Source organism: Streptomyces phytophilus, from assembly GCF_013870535.1.
Lineage (GTDB): Bacteria > Actinomycetota > Actinomycetes > Streptomycetales > Streptomycetaceae > Streptomyces > Streptomyces phytophilus.
In genome coordinates, this window is sequence record NZ_JACBXC010000754.1 from 1 (window position 1) to 2,979 (window position 2,979).

The 2,979-nt window shown below is 73.0% G+C and carries 4 protein-coding genes; all 4 read left to right on the top strand.

Annotated features, from left to right (window positions below; genetic code table 11):
• Window positions 1-757: ABC transporter permease (locus tag H5J30_RS24695; RefSeq protein WP_258563520.1), on the top strand; the 757-nt coding region annotated here is incomplete at its 5' end.
• A complete protein-coding gene (locus tag H5J30_RS24700) occupies window positions 754-1,599 on the top strand; it encodes an ABC transporter permease (RefSeq protein WP_309505622.1) in 846 nt (281 codons plus the stop codon). The genes H5J30_RS24695 and H5J30_RS24700, both read left to right, overlap by 4 nt.
• Window positions 1,596-2,447 (top strand): ABC transporter ATP-binding protein, encoded by an 852-nt coding sequence (locus H5J30_RS24705; protein ID WP_181789561.1) that lies wholly within the window; start codon window positions 1,596-1,598, stop codon window positions 2,445-2,447. Before H5J30_RS24700 ends, H5J30_RS24705 begins: the two co-directional genes overlap by 4 nt.
• A 65-nt stretch (window positions 2,448-2,512) precedes the next feature.
• Window positions 2,513-2,979: creatininase family protein (locus tag H5J30_RS24710; RefSeq protein WP_309505623.1), on the top strand; the 467-nt coding region annotated here is incomplete at its 3' end.

Genomic DNA, 2,979 nt, shown 5'->3' on the forward strand with positions numbered 1-2,979 from the left:
CGCGCTCGGCGTCCTCGGCATCGTCCTGTTCGCCGGTGTGCTGGAGTTGCTGCCGCGTACCGGCGCCGTGCCCGCGAAGTACCTGCCGCCCTTCAGCGAGATGGTCGGCGCGCTCGGCGACGAGCTGGGCTCGGGCGCCTTCTGGACCGCCCTGCTCGACACCGTCGAGGGCTGGGCGTACGGCCTGGCCATCGCCTTCGTCGCCGGCACGGTGCTGGGGCTGGTGATCGGCGGCGTCGAGGTGCTGCGCAGGGCCACCGCCTCCACCATCGAGTTCCTGCGGCCCATCCCCTCGGTGGCGCTGATACCCCTGGCGGTGCTCGTCCTGGGCACCGGACTGGGCTCCACGCTGCTGCTGGTGGTCTACGCGGCCTTCTGGCCCGTGCTCCTCCAGGTGCTCGGCGGCGTCCGCGACGTCGACCCGGTCGCCCGCGACACCGCCGTCGGCTACGGCTTCTCGCCCTGGGCGCGGCTGCGTTACGTGGTGTGGCCGACCACGCTGCCGTACCTGATGACCGGGCTGCGGCTGGCCGCGTCGGTGGCTTTGATCCTGACCGTCAGCTCCCAGCTCATCATCGGCAGCCCCGGGCTCGGCAGCGAGATCGCCCGCGCCCAGTCCAGCAACGCGATCCCGCGGATGTACGCGCTGGTGCTGGTGGCCGGTGCGCTCGGGGTCTGCGTGAACGTGCTGGCCCGCGCGCTGGAGCGGCGCGTGCTGTCCTGGCACACCTCGGTGCGGACGGAGGCCCGCGCGTGAGCGGCGTCACCAGCACGAAGGCGAAGGGCGCGGAGAGCCGCGCGGGCCGGGGCCTGCGGCTGCTCAGGAGCGGCGCCGTGCACCTGGCGTACCTCCTCGGACTGCCCGCCGCGCTGCTCGCGCTCTGGTGGGTGCTCGCCGCGCGCAGCACGAACTTCTACTACCCGACGCTGGACGAGATCCTGGCCGCGTTCGCGGAGACCTGGTTCTCCGACCGGCTCGTCGACGACGTACTGCCCAGCCTCGGGCGCCTGGCCGCCGGCTACCTGGGCGCCGCGGTCATCGGCATCGGCCTGGGCGTACTCCTCGGCACCCGGCCGCGGATCCGCGCGCTGCTGGAACCGGTCCTGGAGTTCTTCCGCGCCGTGCCGCCGCCGGTGCTCATCCCCGTCCTCATGCTGGTCGCCGGCATCGGCGACACGATGAAGATCGTGGTGATCATCTCCGGCGCCCTGTGGCCGGTGCTGCTCAACACCGTCGAAGGGGTCCGCGCGATCGACGAGGTGCTCTCCGACACCGCGCGCTGCTACGGCCTGACCGGCACCGCCCGGCTGCGCCGGCTGGTGCTGCCGGGCGCGTCACCGCAGATCGTCGCCGGGCTGCGGCAGGCGCTCTCGATCTCGATCATCCTCATGGTGATCAGCGAGATGTTCGCCAGCTCCAGCGGCCTGGGCTTCACCGTCGTGCAGTTCCAGCGGTCGTTCGCCATCCCGGAGATGTGGAGCGGCATCCTGCTGCTCGGTCTCCTCGGCTTCGCGCTGTCGCTGCTGTTCGCCCTGTTCGAGTCCCGAGTCCTCGGCTGGTACCGCGGCCTGAGGCAGTCGCAGCGAGGTGAGAAATGACCGGCACGAAGACGGCGCCCGCCACCGAGTACAGCGCGGGCGCGCTGGCCGTCCGCGGAGTGCGGAAGGTCTACCAGGGCTCCGGGCGGACCGTCGAGGCCGTACGCGACCTGACGTTCACCGTCGGCGCGGGCGACCTGACCTGCATCGTCGGCCCCTCGGGCGCCGGCAAGACGACGCTGCTGAAGTGCGTCGCGGGGCTGCTCGCGCCCACGTCGGGGGAGGTACGGCTCGGCGACGCCCGCGTGCAGGGCCCGCCGCCCGGCATGGCGGTGGTCTTCCAGGAGTACGGCCGCAGCCTGTTCCCGTGGATGACCGTCGGCGCGAACGTCGAACTGCCGCTGAAGCAGAAGAAGACCGGCAAGGCGGAGCGGGCGGCGCTGGTGGCGCAGGCGCTGGAGTCGGTCGGGCTCCAGGACGCCCCGGGCGCGTACCCCTGGCAGCTCTCCGGCGGTATGCAGCAGCGCGTGGCCATCGCCCGCGCCATCGCGTACGAGCCGAAGGTGCTGCTCATGGACGAGCCGTTCGCCGCCGTGGACGCGCAGACCCGGGCGGAGCTGGAGGACCTGACCCGCTCGCTGTGGCGGAAGCTGGGCATGACGGTGCTGTTCGTGACCCACGACATCGACGAGGCGGTCTACCTGGGCGAGCGGGTGCTCGTGCTGTCCGCCTCGCCGACCGTGGTCATGGAGGACATCGCCGTCGACCTGCCCGCCGAGCGCGAGCAGCTGACCACCCGCGCGCTGCCCCGCTTCGCCGAGCTGCGCGCCGCGGTCTACGGCCACGTGCAGCGCGCCAAGACGTTCCACTCCGCCGCCCCCGCGGCCGGTGCGGGGGACCGGCCGTGACGGGCGGCGGAGCGGACGGCGCCGTCCCGGGCGCCGGGCCGCGGCAGACACCACCGAGCCGACCGGTGGGCCAACCGGACGTGTTCGCCGACACCATCGCCGAGCTGACCTGGTACGAGGTCGAGCGCGCCGCCCGCGACGGGGCCGTGCTCCTCTGGGCCTTCGGCGTGATCGAGCAGCACGGCCCGCACCTGCCCGCCGGCACCGACGTCTACCTGCCCGCCGCCCGGCTGCGCGAGGTGCGGCGGCTGCTGGCCGGCCGCGGGATCGAGGCGCTCATCGTGCCGCCGTACTACTGGGGCATCAACGTCGTCTCCGGGAGCTTCCCGGCCTCGTACGGAATCCGCCCCGAGCTGATGGAACAGGTCATGGCCGACCTCTTTACCGGCCTGGCGGGCGACGGCTTCCGGCACGTGTTCTGCTTCTCCGGCCACGGCGACGCGCTGCACAACCGCACCGTGCACGCCGGGGTGCGGGCGGGGCGGCAGCGGACCGGCGCCGACATCAGCTTCGTCGTGGAACCGGAGCTGGC

Coding starts and splice junctions, on each gene's coding strand:
- H5J30_RS24705 (WP_181789561.1), top strand. CDS start 1,596: ATGACCGGCACGAAGACGGCGCCCGCCACCGAGTACAGCGCGGGCGCG.